At 70.7% G+C, this 16,746-nt stretch carries 16 protein-coding genes; 7 read left to right on the top strand and 9 right to left on the bottom strand.

The annotated features are described in order from the left end of the window. Positions 1-49: 49 nt before the first annotated feature. Positions 50-1,417: a pyridoxal phosphate-dependent decarboxylase family protein gene (locus tag PUR71_RS20020; protein ID WP_329928407.1), complete on the top strand. Its 1,368-nt coding sequence runs from the start codon at positions 50-52 to the stop codon at positions 1,415-1,417. Positions 1,418-1,488: 71 nt separating this feature from the next. Here the strand turns inward: PUR71_RS20020 and PUR71_RS20015 are convergent, their stop codons facing one another. Further along, entirely contained in the window at positions 1,489-2,349 is an 861-nt protein-coding gene (locus PUR71_RS20015; RefSeq protein WP_329928406.1) for a GNAT family N-acetyltransferase, read from the bottom strand. 243 nt (positions 2,350-2,592) lie between these two features. Between PUR71_RS20015 and erpA the strand changes: the two genes are divergently transcribed. Next, on the top strand, positions 2,593-2,946 hold the full coding sequence (gene erpA / locus PUR71_RS20010; protein WP_218198075.1) for an iron-sulfur cluster insertion protein ErpA: 354 nt from the start codon (positions 2,593-2,595) through the stop codon (positions 2,944-2,946). 84 nt (positions 2,947-3,030) lie between these two features. Here erpA and PUR71_RS20005 read toward each other — a convergent pair whose 3' ends face one another. Then, positions 3,031-3,729, bottom strand: a complete 699-nt coding sequence (locus PUR71_RS20005) for a hypothetical protein (protein ID WP_329928405.1) — start codon at positions 3,727-3,729, stop codon at positions 3,031-3,033. A 103-nt stretch (positions 3,730-3,832) separates the two neighbouring features. Next, positions 3,833-4,039 (bottom strand): hypothetical protein, encoded by a 207-nt coding sequence (locus PUR71_RS20000; RefSeq protein WP_329928404.1) that lies wholly within the window; start codon positions 4,037-4,039, stop codon positions 3,833-3,835. A gap of 261 nt (positions 4,040-4,300) precedes the next feature. On the opposite strand from PUR71_RS20000, the gene PUR71_RS19995 reads away from it, so the two are divergent. Beyond that, positions 4,301-5,278 (top strand): carbohydrate kinase family protein, encoded by a 978-nt coding sequence (locus tag PUR71_RS19995; protein ID WP_329928403.1) that lies wholly within the window; start codon positions 4,301-4,303, stop codon positions 5,276-5,278. Here PUR71_RS19995 and PUR71_RS19990 read toward each other — a convergent pair. After that, complete coding sequence (locus PUR71_RS19990) at positions 5,271-6,683, bottom strand: cysteine desulfurase/sulfurtransferase TusA family protein (protein WP_443077497.1); 1,413 nt, start codon at positions 6,681-6,683, stop codon at positions 5,271-5,273. The genes PUR71_RS19995 and PUR71_RS19990 overlap by 8 nt on opposite strands. A 360-nt stretch (positions 6,684-7,043) precedes the next feature. Between PUR71_RS19990 and ctaC the strand changes: the two genes are divergently transcribed. The 4 genes from ctaC (at position 7,044) to PUR71_RS19970 (ending at position 11,515) form a co-directional block, all read left to right on the top strand. After that, a complete protein-coding gene (gene ctaC, locus PUR71_RS19985; protein ID WP_329928401.1) occupies positions 7,044-7,898 on the top strand; it encodes an aa3-type cytochrome oxidase subunit II in 855 nt (284 codons plus the stop codon). After that, positions 7,895-9,670 carry an aa3-type cytochrome oxidase subunit I gene (ctaD, locus tag PUR71_RS19980; RefSeq protein WP_443077490.1) on the top strand — a complete coding sequence of 592 codons (1,776 nt, stop codon included), beginning with the start codon at positions 7,895-7,897 and terminating at the stop codon, positions 9,668-9,670. Before ctaC ends, ctaD begins: the two co-directional genes overlap by 4 nt. Continuing rightward, on the top strand, positions 9,670-10,086 hold the full coding sequence (locus PUR71_RS19975; protein WP_329928400.1) for a cytochrome c oxidase subunit 4: 417 nt from the start codon (positions 9,670-9,672) through the stop codon (positions 10,084-10,086). Before ctaD ends, PUR71_RS19975 begins: the two co-directional genes overlap by 1 nt. A 169-nt stretch (positions 10,087-10,255) precedes the next feature. Beyond that, on the top strand, positions 10,256-11,515 hold the full coding sequence (locus PUR71_RS19970) for a L,D-transpeptidase (RefSeq protein WP_329928399.1): 1,260 nt from the start codon (positions 10,256-10,258) through the stop codon (positions 11,513-11,515). Between the two features lie 20 nt (positions 11,516-11,535). Here PUR71_RS19970 and PUR71_RS19965 read toward each other — a convergent pair whose 3' ends face one another. From PUR71_RS19965 to ctaE, 5 genes are all read right to left on the bottom strand, one after another. Beyond that, on the bottom strand, positions 11,536-11,913 hold the full coding sequence (locus tag PUR71_RS19965) for a GntR family transcriptional regulator (protein ID WP_329928398.1): 378 nt from the start codon (positions 11,911-11,913) through the stop codon (positions 11,536-11,538). A gap of 120 nt (positions 11,914-12,033) precedes the next feature. Next, entirely contained in the window at positions 12,034-13,692 is a 1,659-nt protein-coding gene (qcrB, locus tag PUR71_RS19960; protein ID WP_329928397.1) for a cytochrome bc1 complex cytochrome b subunit, read from the bottom strand. Then, positions 13,689-14,741 carry a cytochrome bc1 complex Rieske iron-sulfur subunit gene (qcrA, locus tag PUR71_RS19955; RefSeq protein ID WP_329928396.1) on the bottom strand — a complete coding sequence of 351 codons (1,053 nt, stop codon included), beginning with the start codon at positions 14,739-14,741 and terminating at the stop codon, positions 13,689-13,691. Before qcrA ends, qcrB begins: the two co-directional genes overlap by 4 nt. Positions 14,742-14,749: 8 nt before the next feature. Then, a complete protein-coding gene (gene qcrC / locus PUR71_RS19950; protein WP_329928395.1) occupies positions 14,750-15,559 on the bottom strand; it encodes a cytochrome bc1 complex diheme cytochrome c subunit in 810 nt (269 codons plus the stop codon). 187 nt (positions 15,560-15,746) lie between these two features. After that, positions 15,747-16,367 carry an aa3-type cytochrome oxidase subunit III gene (gene ctaE / locus PUR71_RS19945; RefSeq protein WP_030301107.1) on the bottom strand — a complete coding sequence of 207 codons (621 nt, stop codon included), beginning with the start codon at positions 16,365-16,367 and terminating at the stop codon, positions 15,747-15,749. Between the last annotated feature and the right edge of the window lie 379 nt (positions 16,368-16,746).

Below are 16,746 nucleotides of genomic sequence, written 5' to 3'. Positions count from 1 at the left end.
CTCCCCGCCCGGCCGGATCCCCCGACACCCACAGCCGAGAGGGACAGCCGTGTCCGCAGCACCCGACCGCATGCACCGGCCCGACAACGAACTGGTCGACCTGGTATTCGACTACATGCGGGAGCGGCTGCAGTACGACCCCGTCCCGCTCGACCACCCCGGTGACGGCGAGCACCTGCGCGCCCAGCTGGCCGGCCTGCTGAACCCCGAGGGCAACAGCCCGGCCGACGTGCTCAAGCTCTACGACCACGAGCTGTCCCGCGCCGTCATCTCCGCGGACAGCCCGCGCTACCTGTCCTTCATCCCGTGCGCCCCCACCAAGGCCGCGCTGCTGTTCGACATGGTCGTCTCCTGCGCCTCCCTCCAGGGCATCTCCTGGCTGGAGGCGGCCGGCGCGATCGCCGCCGAGAACCAGGTGCTGCGCCTGATCGCCGACCGCGCGGGCCTGCCCGAGTCGGCCGGCGGCTGCTTCGTCTCCGGCGGTTCGGCGGGCAACCTGTCCGCCCTGGTCGTGGCCCGCGACACCGCGCGCCGCAAGCTGGGCGTCGGACCGGAGGCGCGCCTGCGCATAGCGGTCGCCGACCAGGTGCACTCCTCGGTCAAGAACACCTTCAACATCATCGGCGTCGAGGCCTTCAAGGTCCCGACCGTCGACCGGCGCTTCACCGGCGAGGCACTGCGCGCCGCCCTGGCCGCCGACCCCCACCCCGAGACGGTGATCGCGGTCGTCGGCACCGCCGGCACCACCAACGAGGGCATCGTCGACGACCTCCAGGGCCTGTCCGAGGTCGCCCGCGAGCGCGACATGTGGTTCCACGTGGACGGCGCCTACGGCGGCGCGGGCCTGTTCGCCCCCTCGGTCCGCGCCCGCTACGACGGCATCGAGAACGCCGACTCGTTCGTGGTGGACCCGCACAAGTGGCTGTTCGCCCCCTTCGACTGCGCCGCGCTGATCTACCGCAACCCGCAGCTCGCCCGGGCCGTCCACACCCAGGACGCCTCCTACCTCGACGTCCTGCACACCGAGGGCGACGAGTGGAACCCCACCGACTACGCCTACCACCTGACCCGGCGCGCCCGCGGCCTGCCGCTCTGGTTCTCGCTCGCCGTGCACGGCACCCAGGCGTACACCGACGCCATCGAGACCGGCCTCAAGCTGGCGCAGGACACCGCGCAGCTGATCCGCGACACCGAGCACCTGGAGCTGCTGTTCGACCCGCAGCTCTCCGCGGTCTGCTTCAAGCGCACCGGCTGGACCAACGACGACTACTACCGCTGGTCGCAGCAACTACTCGCGGACCAGATCGGCTTCGTCACCCCCACCGGCTGGGACGGCGAGACGGTCGCCCGGTTCGCCTTCCTGCACCCCGGCACCACGATGGAGATGGTCCGGGAGATCCTCGACACCATGGCCTGAGCCCCACGCCCGTGACCGCGGCCCCGCCGGAGCACCTCCGGCGGGGCCGCGGCGCGCCCACCGCGACCTCGCTACAGGAAGGCCCCGCTCGGCAGGTACGGCGCCGGCGGCCGCATCCCGTGCAGGCCGACGTAGCCCCCGGGCCCCGGGCTGAGCCCCACCTCCAGGCCGACGTCCAGCGCCCACTCCTGCTCGGCGGTGAGGAAGTCCACCCGCGCCCGCACCCCCTCCGGCACCCGGGCCAGCGCCTCGCGCAGCAGCCGGGCGGCGATCCGCTTGCTCGTGGCGGCCAGCAGCTTCACCTCGCCGCCGTCGCGGTAGCAGTAGCCGCTGCCGGCCAGCGCGTCGGCGATCAGCAGCTCCTCGAAGTGGCCGAGCATCAGCTCGTGGTCCGGCCCGTGCGCCGAGCCGCGCAGCCGCCGGTCCACCGAGTCCAGCAGGTGCCGGTGGGTCGCGTTGCCGCGGTGCACCGGGATGTCCCCGGGGTCGACCAGCCCGGCGCGGTCCACCCGGCCGTCCAGCCGCATCGCCGGGTGCAGTGTGAACCCGGCCAGCCGGTAGCGGCGGGCCGCCGCCGCGGACTGCGGCACGCACACCATCCCGCGCAGGCACCCGCGCCCGTGGGCCGTCGCCCGCTCCAGCAGCAACCGCCCGACGCCCTTGCCCTGCGCCTGCGGCCGGACCGCGAACAGGGACGGCATCCACAGCCCCTCCCGGCGCATCGACAGCACCGCGCCGACCGCCTCCCCGGCGCTCTCGGCGAGCCAGCAGCCTTGCGGATCGGTGCGGGCCAGGTGTCTGGTGCGCGCCAGCCGCACCGGCGACGGCACGGCGCCCGGGGCGCCGTGCCCGGAGGCGGCGGACGAGGCGAGGGCGATCTCCTGGACGGCCTCCGCGTCGGCGGCGGTGTCCCTGACCTGGCGCAGGATCATGCCACCATCCTGGCGTCCGCCGCGCCGCCGCGGGGCCCGTTCGCCCGGATCGGGGGCTCGGGCGGTGACCGCTCCATCCGGGTTGTGCGAGCATGGGAACCGTAGGGGACGCGGGTGGCACACCCGGCCCACGGAAAATCCGCCGCCGAGAGGCCGCAAAACCACAGCCGTCCGGGAAATGAATCCGGACGGCCCTTGGTTGGCACTGGCGGCAGACCGTCGTCAAAGACCGGGAGAAAGCAGATGACCGTCCAGGACGAGACCACCGTAGAGAGTGGCATCCTCCTCACCGATGCCGCCGCGGGCAAGGTCAAGGCCCTGCTGGAGCAGGAAGGCCGCGATGACCTCGCGCTTCGTGTCGCCGTCCAGCCCGGTGGCTGCTCCGGCCTGCGTTACCAGCTGTTCTTCGACGAGCGCTCGCTCGACGGCGACGTCATCAAGGACTTCAACGGCGTGAAGGTCGTCACCGACCGCATGAGCGCCCCGTACCTGGGCGGCGCCACCGTCGACTTCGTCGACACCATCGAGAAGCAGGGGTTCACGATCGACAACCCGAACGCCACGGGCTCCTGCGCCTGCGGCGACTCGTTCAGCTGAGCCTCGGCGGCCCAGCGCTCGAACGACTGACGAAGGCGGCCCCGGGGTCTTCCCCGGGGCCGCCTTCGTCGTGCCCGCGTCCCGCTACTTCGCGGCGCCGTCCGGCCCGACCGGGTCCGGGCCCATGTGCGGGTCCGCCTCCAGCGGGATCGCGCTGCCGGTGGACAGGTCGTTCACCGTCCGCCCGGCCAGCGGGGCGCGCAGGTCGGCCGACACCGTCTGCCGCTTGGCCAGCTCGCTGCACACCTGCCCGGACTTCACCGGCGCCGCCACGACGACCTTGACGTCCACCTGGCCCGGGTGCGACTCGTCCGCCTTCAGCGCGTACTGCTGGCACACCCCGCCATAGAAGTACACGGTCAGCTTGTTGCTGCCGTCCACCCGGTAGGTGACCGCCGGACGCACCGCCGGCGACGGCCCGTTCGGGTTCGGCTCGCCCACCGCGATGCCGGGGCCCGGGGGAGTGGCCCCCGTCGGCTGCGCCGGGGCCGGCGGCACGGAGCCCGTGGCCGTCGCGGCCGGTGCCGGCGCCGTGGCCGACGCGGCCGGTCCGCCGGAGGCACCGGCGGTGGGCGCGCCCGCGGACGCGCCGGCCGACGCGCCGTCGGACGGCGTCGGCGCCACCGGGGAGCCCGATGCCGTCGCCGTGGCCGCCGCCGTGGCTGCCGCCTCCGAGGACGACTTCCCGTCCCCGTTGCACCCGGCCACCGTCACCGCCGCGGCCAGCACCAGACCCGCCAGCGCCACCGCCCGCCGACCGCGCGGCATCCTCTCCTGCTCCATGTGCACATCCTCCCGAGAGCTCAGCGGGGCCGCCTCCGGGGCCGCTCCGCGCGGATGTGACGTGGCCCGGACGGATCCGGTTCCCGTCCGGGCCCCCGGAGCCTCAGTTGCCGTACTCGGCCATCCCGGCGACCAGCCGCTGGGCGCCGGACGGCACCCGGAAGCCCGCGAGCACGGGGGCGCTCGGCTGGGGGCCGGCCGCCAGCAGTGGCCAGAACCGGCGCAGCCGCCGGGAGGAGTCCACCAGGGCGTCGAGCGTCTCGCCGTCCGCGTCGCCGCGCAGCACGGGGAGCGAAGAAGGACTGGGCATCATCGGGCACCGCTCCGATCAGGGTCGTGCCGCGGCCGCACTGCCGCGGTCACCGGGGCCGGCCGGGTCCGGCGCGCCCCTCCCGCCAACCTAGGACCACGTTCTTCCCGCCCACCAGTGCTACTCGGAGGTAGTACACGTTCGCCCGGAGCCGGTGCCATTTCCGGCACTCGTGGGACCTCGCCGCGCCCGCCCGGTACCGTGAACGGGTTAACAACCCCGCTCGCCCATGGCCCCGCCGCCATCCTGAGGAGACCTCCCGTGCGCATCGCCGTCGCCGGCTCGATCGCTACCGACCACCTGATGACGTTCCCCGGCCGGTTCGCCGACCAGCTGGTCGCCGAGCAGCTCCACACCGTGTCGCTGTCCTTCCTGGTCGACACCCTGGACATCCGCCGCGGGGGCGTCGCCCCGAACATCGCGTTCGGCATGGGCGTGCTCGGGCTGAACCCGATCCTCGTCGGCGCGGCCGGGGCGGACTTCGCCGAGTACCGCAGCTGGCTGGAGCGCAACAACGTGGACTGCCGGTCCGTCCACATCTCCGAGACCCGCCACACCGCCCGGTTCATGTGCACCACCGACGAGGACCACAACCAGATCGCCTCGTTCTACACCGGCGCCATGGCCGAGGCCCGCAGCATCGAGCTGAAGCCGATCGCCGACCGGGTCGGCGGCCTGGACCTCGTCCTGATCGGCGCGGACGACCCGCAGGCGATGGTCCGCCACACCCAGGAGTGCCGCACCCGCGGCTACGCCTTCGCGGCCGACCCCTCCCAGCAGCTCGCCCGCCTGGAGGGCGACGACATCCGCGAGATCGTCGACGGCGCCGCGTACCTGTTCACCAACGAGTACGAGGCCGCGCTGATCGAGAGCAAGACCGGCTGGGACGCCGACGAGATCCTCGGCCGCGTCGGCACCCGGATCACCACCCTCGGCAGCAAGGGCGTGCGCATCGAGCGCAAGGGCGAGCCCGCCGTCCTCGTCGGCTGTGCCCCCGAGGAGACCAAGGCCGACCCGACCGGCGTCGGCGACGCCTTCCGGGCCGGCTTCCTCACCGGCCTCTCCTGGGACCTGGAGCTGGAGCGCGCCGCCCAGCTCGGCTGCATGCTCGCCACCCTGGTGATCGAGACCGTCGGCACCCAGGAGTACGAGCTGCGCCCGGCCGCCTTCCTGAAGCGCTTCGAGGACGCCTACGGCGCCGACGCCGCCGCGGACATCCGCGCCCACCTGGTCAAGTAGTGCGCCGCACCAGGTAGGCCGAGCCCCGGTCGCCGCCGTAATCGGCGGCCGGGGCCTCGCCCGCGTACTCCTGCTCGCGCATGTCGCACCACGCCGGGATGTCGAGCCGGGCCGCCTCGTCGTCCGCCAGCACGGCGACCGTGCCGCCCACCGGCACCTCGCCGATCCGCTTGGCCAGCTCGATCACCGGCAGCGGACACCGCTTGCCGAGCGCATCGACGACCAGCGTCTCCGCCGCCTCCGCCGCCTCCACGGTCGCCGACGGTGCCGGCAGGTCCAGCCCCAGCGGCGCCCGGACGCCGGCCACCAGCTCCGGCAGGACGGTCAGGAACCGCTCGACGTCCGCCTCGGCCGTCCCGTACGGCAGCGAGACCCGGACGTTCCCCTCGGTGAGCACCCCCATCGCGGCCAGCACGTGGCTGGGCGTGAGCGTGGACGAGGTGCAGGAGGAGCCGGAGGAGACGGCGAACCCGGCCCGGTCCAGCTCGGTCAGCAGCACCTCGCCGTCCACGTACATGCAGGAGAACGTCACGATGTGCGGCAGCCGCCGCACCGGGTCGCCGACCACCTCGACCTCGGGCACCAGCTGCGGCACCCGGGCCCGGATCCGCTCCACCAGCGCGTGCAGCCGGGCGTTCTCCCGCTCGGCCTCGGCCCGCACGGCCCGCAGCGAGGCGGCCGCGGCCACGATCGCCGGGACGTTGACGAAGCCGGGCACCCGGCCACCCTCGCGCTCGTCGGCCGGCAGCGGCGAGGCGTACCGGACGCCCTTGCGCACCGCCAGCACCCCGACCCCGGGCGGCCCGCCCCACTTGTGCGCGCTCGCGGTCAGCAGCGACCACCCGGCGGGCACGCCGACCCGGCCGGCGCTCTGCGCGGCGTCGACCAGCAGCGGGACTCCGGCCTCCCGGCAGAGCCCGGCGACCTCCTCGACCGGCTGGACCGTCCCCACCTCGTGGTTGGCGCTCTGCAGCACGGCCAGCGCGGTGTCCGCCCGGAGCAACCCGGCGAAGCCGTCCGCCGGGGCCCGCCCGGCCCGGTCCACCGGCGCCACCGAGACGGCCCCGCCGCCCGCCTCGTGCCGCTCGGCGACGTGCAGCACGCTGGAGTGCTCCACCGCCGAGTGCACCAGGTGCCGGCCGCGCCGCCGGTTCCCCGCCAGCGCCCCCAGCATGCCGAGGTGGACGGCCTGGGTGCCGCTCGCCGTGAAGGAGATCTCGTCCGCCCGGGCGCCGAGCACCTCGGCGAGCGTCTCGCGGGAGGCGTCCAGCAGCATCCGGGCCTGCCGTCCGGACCGGTACAGCCGCGCCGGATCGGCCCACCCCTCGTCCAGCGCGGCGGTCAGTGCCTGCCGCGCGACGGGGTGGAGCGGCGCCGTCGAAGCCACGTCGAAGTACACGGTCACATTTAACGACACGCCGGGCCGCTCCGGAGCCCGGCGGCGCTGCTCACCGCCCGTCAGTCGATCATCCCGAATGTCCGCTTCGTCCGTGTCCGACGGACCGTCAGTCTCGTTCCGGGAGGTCATCCCCCGATCGGGGGTACGGACCTCGAATGCCTGCGATGACCTGCGGCGTAGCCCCTGCCGGGCCTGATCGGGCGACCGGGCGGCGCGTTACCGGGGGCTGCCCGTCAGGAGCGCATAAGGCTGGAGTAGGGTTTGGCCCGCATAAGCATTCAAACCGTGCCCGTGGACGGGTCGCCGGGGAGGGCAAGTCCTCCTCGGGGCGACGCGAAGGCGGGCGAGACTTCGGGAAGGCGCTACGTGAGTCCCAACGGCTCCGACCGCTCGCCGCGGCGCACGATGCGGCGGAAGCTGCCTCAGGCGCTGGCACTGGGCCTCGTCATCGCGACCGCCACCGGCTGCTCGGCCAACGACCTCCCCAGGCTTGGCCTCCCGAGCCCCGTCACCGCGGAAGGGCCCCTGGTCCTTCGGATGTGGCAGGGCTCCTGGATCGCGGCGCTGGTGGTCGGCGTACTGATGTGGGGTCTGATCATCTGGAGCGTGATCTTCCACCGGCGCAGCCGCACCGGTGTGGAGATCCCCCCGCAGACCCGGTACAACGTGCCCATCGAGGCGCTCTACACCGCGGTCCCCATCATCATCGTCTCGGTGCTCTTCTACTTCGTCGCCCGCGACGAGAGCAAGCTGACCTCCGTCTCCGCGAAGCCGCAGCACTACGTCAACGTGGTCGGCTTCCAGTGGAGCTGGGCGTTCAACTACGAGAACACCGAGACCCCCGACCCGGCCAACAAGGACGCCGCGTACGAGGTGGGCACCCCCAAGGACGCGCCCACGCTGTGGCTGCCGGTCAACGAGACGGTCCAGTTCCGTCTCACCTCGCGTGACGTCATCCACGACTTCTGGCCCGTCAACTTCATGATGAAGATGGACGTCGTGCCGGGCGTGGTGAACAAGTTCGAGGTCACGCCGACGGTCAAGGGCGAGTACAAGGGCAAGTGTGCCGAGCTCTGCGGCACCGACCACTCGCGCATGCTGTTCAACGTCAAGGTCGTCGACCGCGCCGACTACGACAAGCACCTGGCTGACCTCCGGGCCAAGGGCCAGGCCGGCGCGGTGCCCTCGGGCGTCATCTCCATGGGAAGTGAAGAGAAGTGACCATCCTCAACGAGCCCGCCGCGGCCGGCGGGGGCGCCGAGGCCGTCACGGTCGGGGCGCAGCGGACCCGCAAGCCGGGTGCGACCATCATCAAGTGGCTCACGACCACTGACCACAAGACGATCGGCACCCTCTACCTGGGCACGTCGTTCGCCTTCTTCCTGATCGGTGGCATCCTCGCCCTGGTCATGCGTGCCGAGCTGGCTCGTCCCGGGACCCAGATCCTGTCGAACGAGCAGTTCAACCAGGCGTTCACGATGCACGGCACGATCATGCTGCTGATGTTCGCGACCCCGCTGTTCGCGGGCTTCGCGAACTGGATCATGCCGCTCCAGATCGGCGCCCCGGACGTGGCCTTCCCGCGTCTGAACATGTTCGCGTACTGGCTGTACCTGTTCGGCTCGACCATCGCGGTGGCCGGCTTCCTCACCCCGAACGGCGCCGCCAGCTTCGGCTGGTTCGCCTACTCGCCGCTGTCCGACGCCGTGCACTCGCCGGGTGTCGGCGGCGACATGTGGATCATGGGTCTGGCCTTCTCCGGCTTCGGCACGATCCTCGGTGCGGTCAACTTCATCACCACGATCATCTGCATGCGTGCCCCGGGCATGACGATGTTCCGCATGTCGATCTTCGTGTGGAACGTCCTGCTGACCGCGGTGCTGGTCCTGCTGGCCTTCCCGGTGCTGGCCGCCGCGCTGTTCGCCCTGGAGGCGGACCGCAAGTTCGGCGCGCACGTCTTCGACCCGACCAACGGCGGCGCGCTGCTCTGGCAGCACCTGTTCTGGTTCTTCGGTCACCCCGAGGTGTACATCATCGCGCTGCCGTTCTTCGGCATCGTGTCGGAGATCATCCCGGTCTTCAGCCGCAAGCCGATGTTCGGCTACTCCGGCCTGATCGCGGCCACCATCGCGATCGCCGGTCTGTCCGTGACGGTGTGGGCGCACCACATGTACGTCACCGGACAGGTGCTGCTGCCGTTCTTCTCCTTCATGACCTTCCTGATCGCGGTCCCGACCGGTGTGAAGTTCTTCAACTGGGTCGGCACCATGTGGAAGGGCTCGCTGAGCTTCGAGACCCCGATGCTCTGGACGGTCGGCTTCCTGGTCACCTTCCTCTTCGGTGGTCTGACCGGTGTCCTGCTGGCCTCCCCGCCGATCGACTTCCACGTCTCGGACTCGTACTTCGTCGTCGCCCACTTCCACTACGTGGTCTTCGGCACCGTCGTCTTCGCGATGTTCGCCGGCTTCCACTTCTGGTGGCCGAAGATGACCGGCAAGATGCTGGACGAGCGCCTCGGCAGGATCACCTTCTGGACGCTGTTCTTCGGCTTCCACACCACCTTCCTGGTGCAGCACTGGCTCGGCGCGGAGGGCATGCCCCGCCGCTACGCCGACTACCTGGCCTCGGACGGCTTCACCACGCTGAACACCGTCTCGACCATCGGCTCGTTCGTGCTCGGCATGTCGATCCTGCCGTTCCTGTACAACGTCTGGAAGACGGCCAAGTACGGCGAGAAGATCGAGGTCGACGACCCGTGGGGCTACGGCCGTTCGCTGGAGTGGGCGACCTCCTGCCCGCCGCCGCGGCACAACTTCCTCACCCTCCCGCGGATCCGCTCCGAATCCCCGGCCTTCGACCTCCACCACCCGGAGATCGCCGCGCTGGACTACCTGGAGAACCACGGCGAGGAGGCCAAGCACCTCGCCGGCGTGACCCCGGCGAAGTACGACGCCCCGCAGCTCGGCAAGGGCAAGAAGGACGGCGACGCCTGATGAAGGAACAGGGAAAGATCTTCCTCGGCCTGGCGGTCTTCGTCCTGGCGATGGCGATCACCTACGGCCTGTGGACGAACCACTCGGACCACGGCATCGAGGCCGCCGGTACCACCGCGCTGTTCCTGGCCTTCGCACTGTGCGCCTTCATCGGGTACTACCTCGCGTTCACCGCCCGCCGGGTGGACAGCGGCGCGGGTGACAACCCCGAGGCCGAGGTCGCGGACGACGCCGGCGAGCTGGGCTTCTTCGCCCCGCACAGCTGGCAGCCGCTCTCGCTGGCCATCGGCGGCTCGCTGGCCTTCATGGGCGTGATCTTCGGCTGGTGGCTGCTGTTCTGGTCGATCCCGATCATCCTGATCGGTCTGTTCGGCTGGGTCTTCGAGTTCTACCGGGGCGAGAACCAGAACCAGTAGGTTCCGCCGCACAGGCAGGGGCCGGACCTCCCGCAAGGGGGGCCGGCCCCTGTTGCGTCCCCGGGGTGAGCGACTCACTCACCCGGGTCAACGCGGGGTCGCTCGGATGTCGCTCCACGGCAAGGCGTTCCTACGATCTGATCAATCGTGCGAACCCCCGGAGGCGGTCATGGCCGACAGGCGCGGAATAGCGGGTCTCGGCGGCATCTCGCTGGCCCTGGCAGTACTGACCCCGCTCGCCGCCTGCTCGGCGGGAGGTGACGACGGACCCAGCGGCCCGCACAAGGTCGACGCGGCGCGGCTGGTCCACCTCTCGGCCGAGGGCAAGGTGGACCCGGCCCAGTCGGTCACCGTGACCGCCGTCGCCGGCAGCACGCTGACCGACGTGACGGTGGTCGGCCCGGACGGCCGGGTGGTGGCGGGCAAGCTCGCGGACGACCAGCGCAGCTGGCAGACGACCGGCCGGCTGAAGGCCTCGGCGTCGTACAGCGTCCGGATCGCCGCGGACGACGGCAAGGGCGGGCGCGGCGAGACCACCCAGGACTTCAGCACCCTCGCCGCCCAGCGCGTGCTCACCGCGAAGCTCGGCCCGGACTCCTCCGGCAGCGGCGTCTACGGGGTCGGCCAGCCGCTCACCGTGCAGCTCTCCGAGGCCGTCAAGGACCCGCAGGCGCGTCAGGAGGTCGAGCGGGCCCTGACGGTCACCTCCCAGCCCGCCGTCACCGGCGCGTGGTACTGGGTGGACGACAAGAACCTGCACTTCCGTCCGGAGGAGTACTGGCCCGTCGGCACCACCGTCGGCCTGGCCTTCGACGGCACCGGCACCCGGATCGCCGACGGCCTGTACGGCGGCGACCGCAGCAGCCTGAAGCTGCGGATCGGGGCGCGGGTCGAGTCGGTGATCGACGCGGCCGCCCACGAGCTCACCCTGAAGCGCGACGGCGAGGTCGTCCGGACCATCCCGGTGACGACCGGCAAGCCCGGCTTCGACACCCGCAACGGCATCAAGGTGGTGCTCGGCCAGGAGCGCTCGGTGCGGATGAACGGCGAGACGATCGGCATAGCCTCGGGCAGTTCGGAGGCCTACGACCTCAACGTCGAGTGGGCCACCCGGGTGACGTGGAGCGGCGAGTACGTCCACGCGGCGCCGTGGTCGGTCGGCTCGCAGGGTTACGAGAACGTCAGCCACGGCTGCACCGGCATGAGCACCGACAACGCCAAGTGGTTCTACGACAACACCCGGGTGGGGGACCTGGTGACGGTGGTCAACAGCCACGGCGCCACGATGGAGCCGTTCGGCAACGGCTTCGGGGACTGGAACGTGTCCTGGGCGGACTGGGTCAAGCACAGCTCCCTCGGGAAGCCCCTCAGCACCACCGTCCCGACCACGCAGGCCCCCGCCGCGGGGATGATCCGCCCGGAGGTCTGAGCGGCCCTCCGGGGGCCCTCCTAGCCCTCTTCCTCCGGGAAGGCGACCCGCAGCGCGGTGTCCACGGCAGCCAGGGCGTCCCCGCGGGACAGCCCGAGCCGGCGCACCCGCTCGGCGTACTCGGTGGCCGCCTCGGCGGCCATCCGGTGCGCGGTGTCGCCGGTGGCCGCGATCAGCGTGCCGCGCCGGCCGTGCGTCTCCACGACGCCGTCGGCCTCCAGCTCCCGGTAGGCGCGGGCGACCGTCCCGGCGGACAGCGCCAGCTCCTCGGCCAGGGCCCGGACGGTGGGCAGCCGCGTACCGGTGGGCAGTTCGCCCGAACGGGCGAGCTCGGCGATCCGGGCGCGGATCTGCTCGTACGGGGCAGTGGCGGAGGCGGGGTCGACGGACAGCTTCACGAGGGGCTCCTGAGGATGCCTGGGGGCTTCGGGGCTGGGGAGACGGCAAAGCCCGAGGGCCGCCGACCAGAAGAACTCTGGTCAGCGGCCCTCGGGTGCGGCGCTGCGGTGCGGACGGGATCAGTGGTGGCCGTGGCCGCTGGTGATCTCGTGGTGCTCCTCGGCGGTGGGCTTGGGGATCTGGCTGCCCTCGCCGTAGAAGCCGCGGGAGAGCTTGGCCCGGGTGCGGGTGAGGACGCCGGCCTTGCCGGCCACGCCGTTCTCGTCCGTCTGGGCCGGCAGCTCGACCGGCTGGTTCTGCTCGTGTGCGGTGAGCTTGAACAGGTCCTTCTGCGGCAGCTGGGCGTGCACCTCGACGAACTCGCCGTGCGGCAGGCGCTTGATGACGCCGGTCTCGCGGCCGTGCAGCACCTTCTCCTTGTCGCGGCGCTGGAGGCCGAGGCACCAGCGCTTGGTGACGATGAAGGTGATGACCGGGACCACGAAGAAGCCCGTGCGGACGAAGTACGTGATCGCGTTGAGCGACAGGTGCAGGTGGGTGGCGAACAGGTCGTTGCCACCACCGATCAGCAGCACCAGGTACAGGCTGATCCAGGCGGCACCCAGGGCGGTGCGGACCGGGGCGTTGCGCGGGCGGTCCAGGATGTGGTGCTCGCGCTTGTCACCGGTGATCCAGCCCTCGATGAACGGGTAGACCGCGATCGCGACCAGCACCAGCGGGAAGATCATCAGCGGGACGAAGACACCCAGGTTCAGGGTGTGGCCCCACAGGCTGATCTCCCAGCCCGGCATGACGCGGATCAGGCCCTCGGAGAAGCCCATGTACCAGTCCGGCTGGGCGTCGGTGGACACCTGGTCGGGGCGGTACGGGCCGTACGCCCAGATCGGGTTGATCGAGGCGATCGCCGAGATGGCGGCGATGATGCCGAACACCAGGAAGAAGAAGCCACCGGCCTTGGCCATGTAGACCGGCATCAGCGGCATGCCGACGACGTTCTTCTCGGTCTTGCCCGGGCCCGCCCACTGGGTGTGCTTGTGGTAGAAGACCAGGATCAGGTGCGCGACCAGCAGGCCGAGCATGATGCCGGGGATCAGCAGCACGTGGATGGTGAAGAACCGCGGGATGATGTCGGTGCCGGGGAACTCGCCCCCGTACAGGAACATCTGGATGTAGGTGCCCACCAGCGGGACGGCGAGGATCGCGCCTTCCATGAAGCGGATGCCGGTGCCCGACAGCAGGTCGTCGGGGAGCGAGTAGCCGAAGAAGCCGTCGAACATGCCCAGGACCAGCAGCAGGAAGCCGAAGACCCAGTTGACCTCACGCGGCTTGCGGAACGCGCCGGTGAAGAACACGCGCATCATGTGCACGAGCATGGCCGCCACGAAGACCAGGGCGGCCCAGTGGTGGATCTGGCGGATCAGCAGACCGCCGCGGACCTCGAAGCTGATGTTCACGGTCGACGCGTACGCCTCGGACATGCCGATGCCCTTGAGGGGCACGTACGAGCCGTTGTAGACGACCTCGGCCATCGACGGCTTGAAGAACAGCGTCAGGTACACGCCCGTCAGGATGATGATGACGAACGAGTAGAGGCAGATCTCGCCCAGCATGAAGGACCAGTGGTCCGGGAAGATCTTGCGCAGGTTGGCCTTGGCGAGGGAGTAGATCCCCAGCCGGCCGTCCGTCCAGTCAGCCGCGGCCTCCCACTTGTTGGCGGGGTTGGCGCGCGTGCTGGCGGGCTTGGCGGTATCGGAGGTGGTGCTGCTCGCGCTACTCATCGAGGACGCTCCCAGTAGCTCGGGCCGACAGGCTCGTCGAAGTCGCCGGTGGCGACCAGGAAGCCCTTCTCGTCAGTGGTGATCTTCAGCTGCGGCAGCGGGTGACCGGCCGGGCCGAAGATGACGCGCGCGCCGTCCGACAGGTCGAAGGTCGACTGGTGGCACGGGCAGAGCGCGTGGTGGGTCTGCTGCTCGTAGAGGCTGATCGGGCAGCCGACGTGGGTGCAGATCTTCGAGTAGGCGAGGATGCCCTCGAAGCCCTTGTCCCGGGACTTGTCGTCCTTGATGTCGTCCGGCGCGATGCGGACCAGCATCAGGGCGTCCTTGGCGATGGCCTGCTGGAAGTCCTCGTCGTGGACGTGCAGACCCTCGGGCATGGCGAAGGTCAGCGAGCCGATGACGATGTCATCGGCCTTCATCGGCTGGTTGGTGCTCATGTTGATGAGCTGCAGCGGCTTGGCCGGGGTCGCCTCCCTCCAGCCCGTCTCCTTCAGCTTCTTCTCGGGCAGCGGCCCGAGGTCGCGGAGCAGGACCACGCCGGAGAGCGGGACCAGCGCCATCGAGCCGATGAGGGTGTTGCGGATCATCTTCCGGCGGCCGAAGCCGGACTCGGCGGCACCGGTCTTGAACTGGTTGATGACGTCCGCGCGGACCTCGTCGTCGGCCTCGATCGGGTGACGCTCGGCCGGCAGCTCGACGTCCGACATCAGGGTGCGGGCCCAGTGGACCGCGCCCGCGCCGATCAGGAACAGCGCGACGCCCAGGGTCAGGCCGAGCGCGAAGTTCAGCGCGCTGATGTGACCGAGCGGGAAGATGTAGACGATCTTGTCGGGGTCGATGCCCACGTACGACGCGATGAAGCCGATGGTGGCGATCATCGAGATCACGAACATCAGCGAGACCTGGCGCTCGGCGCGCTTGGCGGCCCGCTCGTCGATGTCGGTGCGACGGGGCTCGTGGGCCGGCAGGCCCGGGTCGGCGAACGGGTCGCCGTGGTCGGCCACCTCGCCGGCGGAGCCGTGGTGCTCCGGAAGCTGCTCTTCTGACATGTCGTGGCTCATGACTTCTTGGCCTTGGTGGTGTGGGCGGCGACCCAGATCGCGACCGCGATGAGCACGCCGAGACCGAAGATCCAGCCGAACAGGCCCTCGGTCACCGGACCGAGGCTGCCGAGCGTGAGACCGCCGGGGTTGGGCTCATCGTTGGTGGTGTGGCGGACGAAGGCCACGATCTGCTTCTTCTGCTCCTCGGGCATGGTGGTGTCCGGGAAGGACGGCATGTTCTGCGGGCCGGTCTGCATGGCCTCGTAGATGTGCTTGGCGTCCACGCCCTCCAGCGACGGCGCGTACTTGCCCTTGGTCAGGGCACCACCCTGGCCGGCGAAGTTGTGGCACTGGGCGCAGTTGGTGCGGAACAGCTCGCCACCCTTGGAGATGTCCTCGGGGTTGGTCGAGGTGTACTGCTCCTGGGTCGGCGTCACCGGGCCGGGGCCGAGCGAGGCCACGAAGGCGGCGAGCTGGTCGATCTCCGCCTGCGAGTAGATGTTCTTCTTGCGCGGGACCTGCGCGCCGGGCTGCTGGGCCGGCATGCGGCCGGTGGCGACCTGGAAGTCGACGGCGGCGGAGCCGACGCCGACCAGGCTCGGGCCGTCGCTGCTGCCCTGGCCGTTCAGGCCGTGGCAGGAGGAGCAGCCGACGGCGAAGAGCTTCTTACCCTCGTCGATCGCGAGCGACTGCGCGGCGACGTCGGCCTGCGCCTTGTCGGCGGGCGCGAACACGGCGTACAGCCCCCCGGTTGCCGCCAGGGCGAGAAGTAGGACGACCAGCGCCGCCAATGGGTGGCGCCGTCGTGCGGAGAGCTTTTTCACGGAATAACCCCGGTGTCAGGATCTGGTCGACTGGTGGGTGCACCCGGCTGCCGGTCTGGCCGGCACGAGGCTGCCCGGCAAGGGCTGCGCGCGCGGTCGGTCGGTGGGAGCGTCGGCACCGGCAGAAGCGGCCCTGCGCCGGTGAGGGCGGGGGCCGCAGCCGGTGGCCAGCGACCTGATCAGCTGGTTACTTGATCAGGTAGATGGTCGCGAACAGGCCGATCCACACGACGTCGACGAAGTGCCAGTAGTACGACACCACGATGGCGGCGGTGGCCTGCTCGTGCGTGAAGCGCTTGGCTGCGTACGTCCGTCCCAGGACCAGCAGGAAGGCGATCAGACCACCCGTCACGTGCAGACCGTGGAAGCCGGTGGTCAGGTAGAACACCGTGCCGTACGGGTCGGAGGACAGCGAGAGGCCGTCCTTCTTGACCAGCTCGGTGTACTCGAAGATCTGACCGCCGATGAAGATCGCGCCCATCACGAAGGTGATGACGAACCACGAGCGGAGCTTCTTCACGTCCCCGCGCTCGGCGGCGAACACGCCGAGCTGGCAGGTGAGCGAGGAGAGCACCAGGATCGTGGTGTTGACCGAGGAGAAGGGCACGTTGAGGGCGTGCGCCTTCTCGGTCCAGAACTCCGGCCCCTTGACGGAGCGGAGCGTGAAGTACATCGCGAAGAGGGCCGCGAAGAACATCAACTCGGAACTGAGCCAGACGATCGTTCCGACGCTGACCATGTTCGGCCGGTTGACCGATCCGTGCGCGTGCCCGGTTTCTACTGCTGTTGCTGTCGCCACGACGGACATTATGTCGGTCCCTTATTCCGTCTTCACGCCGGGGGGTCTCCCTCGGAGTGTCCGGTGCGTGCGGTATGCCCCCTTGGGGGGCGGTCGGGTGTCCGGACGGTGCCTGAGCAGCGGCGTGTCCCTTTTCTGACGGTTCCTCGGAGGCCCCCGTGACCCCGTTGCCCAGCGTGTCCATCCACGGCCGGCGCAGTGCCGGGAGGTAGGGGAGCGGGCCGGCTGTCGGCCGTCCGGGTGGACTGCGCGGGTCCGGGTGACGGGGCGTCCTCCGGGCGGGTGAGCCCCGGGCGCGGCGCCTTGAGGAGGAACGCGCGCGGGAGGGGGCTCGGCCGGGGGTGATCCGGAGTAGCATCCGGGGCAGGCGAACGTGGTCCGGATCACA

Source organism: Streptomyces sp. SP17BM10 (assembly GCF_036322405.1).
In the GTDB taxonomy this organism is placed as follows: Bacteria; Actinomycetota; Actinomycetes; order Streptomycetales; family Streptomycetaceae; genus Kitasatospora.
The sequence above is the reverse complement of the archived record's forward strand: the minus strand, read 5'-3'. Positions and strand labels throughout refer to the sequence as shown.

Bases quoted from the DNA above. Each gene is read 5' to 3' on its own strand.
- PUR71_RS20015 (WP_329928406.1), bottom strand. From the start codon at position 2,349: ATGATCCTGCGCCAGGTCAGGGACACCGCCGCCGACGCGGAGGCCGTC.
- erpA (WP_218198075.1), top strand. From the start codon at position 2,593: ATGACCGTCCAGGACGAGACCACCGTAGAGAGTGGCATCCTCCTCACC.
- PUR71_RS20005 (WP_329928405.1), bottom strand. From the start codon at position 3,729: ATGGAGCAGGAGAGGATGCCGCGCGGTCGGCGGGCGGTGGCGCTGGCG.
- PUR71_RS20000 (WP_329928404.1), bottom strand. From the start codon at position 4,039: ATGCCCAGTCCTTCTTCGCTCCCCGTGCTGCGCGGCGACGCGGACGGC.
- PUR71_RS19975 (WP_329928400.1), top strand. From the start codon at position 9,670: ATGAAGGAACAGGGAAAGATCTTCCTCGGCCTGGCGGTCTTCGTCCTG.
- PUR71_RS19970 (WP_329928399.1), top strand. From the start codon at position 10,256: ATGGCCGACAGGCGCGGAATAGCGGGTCTCGGCGGCATCTCGCTGGCC.
- qcrB (WP_329928397.1), bottom strand. From the start codon at position 13,692: ATGAGTAGCGCGAGCAGCACCACCTCCGATACCGCCAAGCCCGCCAGC.
- qcrA (WP_329928396.1), bottom strand. From the start codon at position 14,741: ATGTCAGAAGAGCAGCTTCCGGAGCACCACGGCTCCGCCGGCGAGGTG.
- ctaE (WP_030301107.1), bottom strand. From the start codon at position 16,367: ATGTCCGTCGTGGCGACAGCAACAGCAGTAGAAACCGGGCACGCGCAC.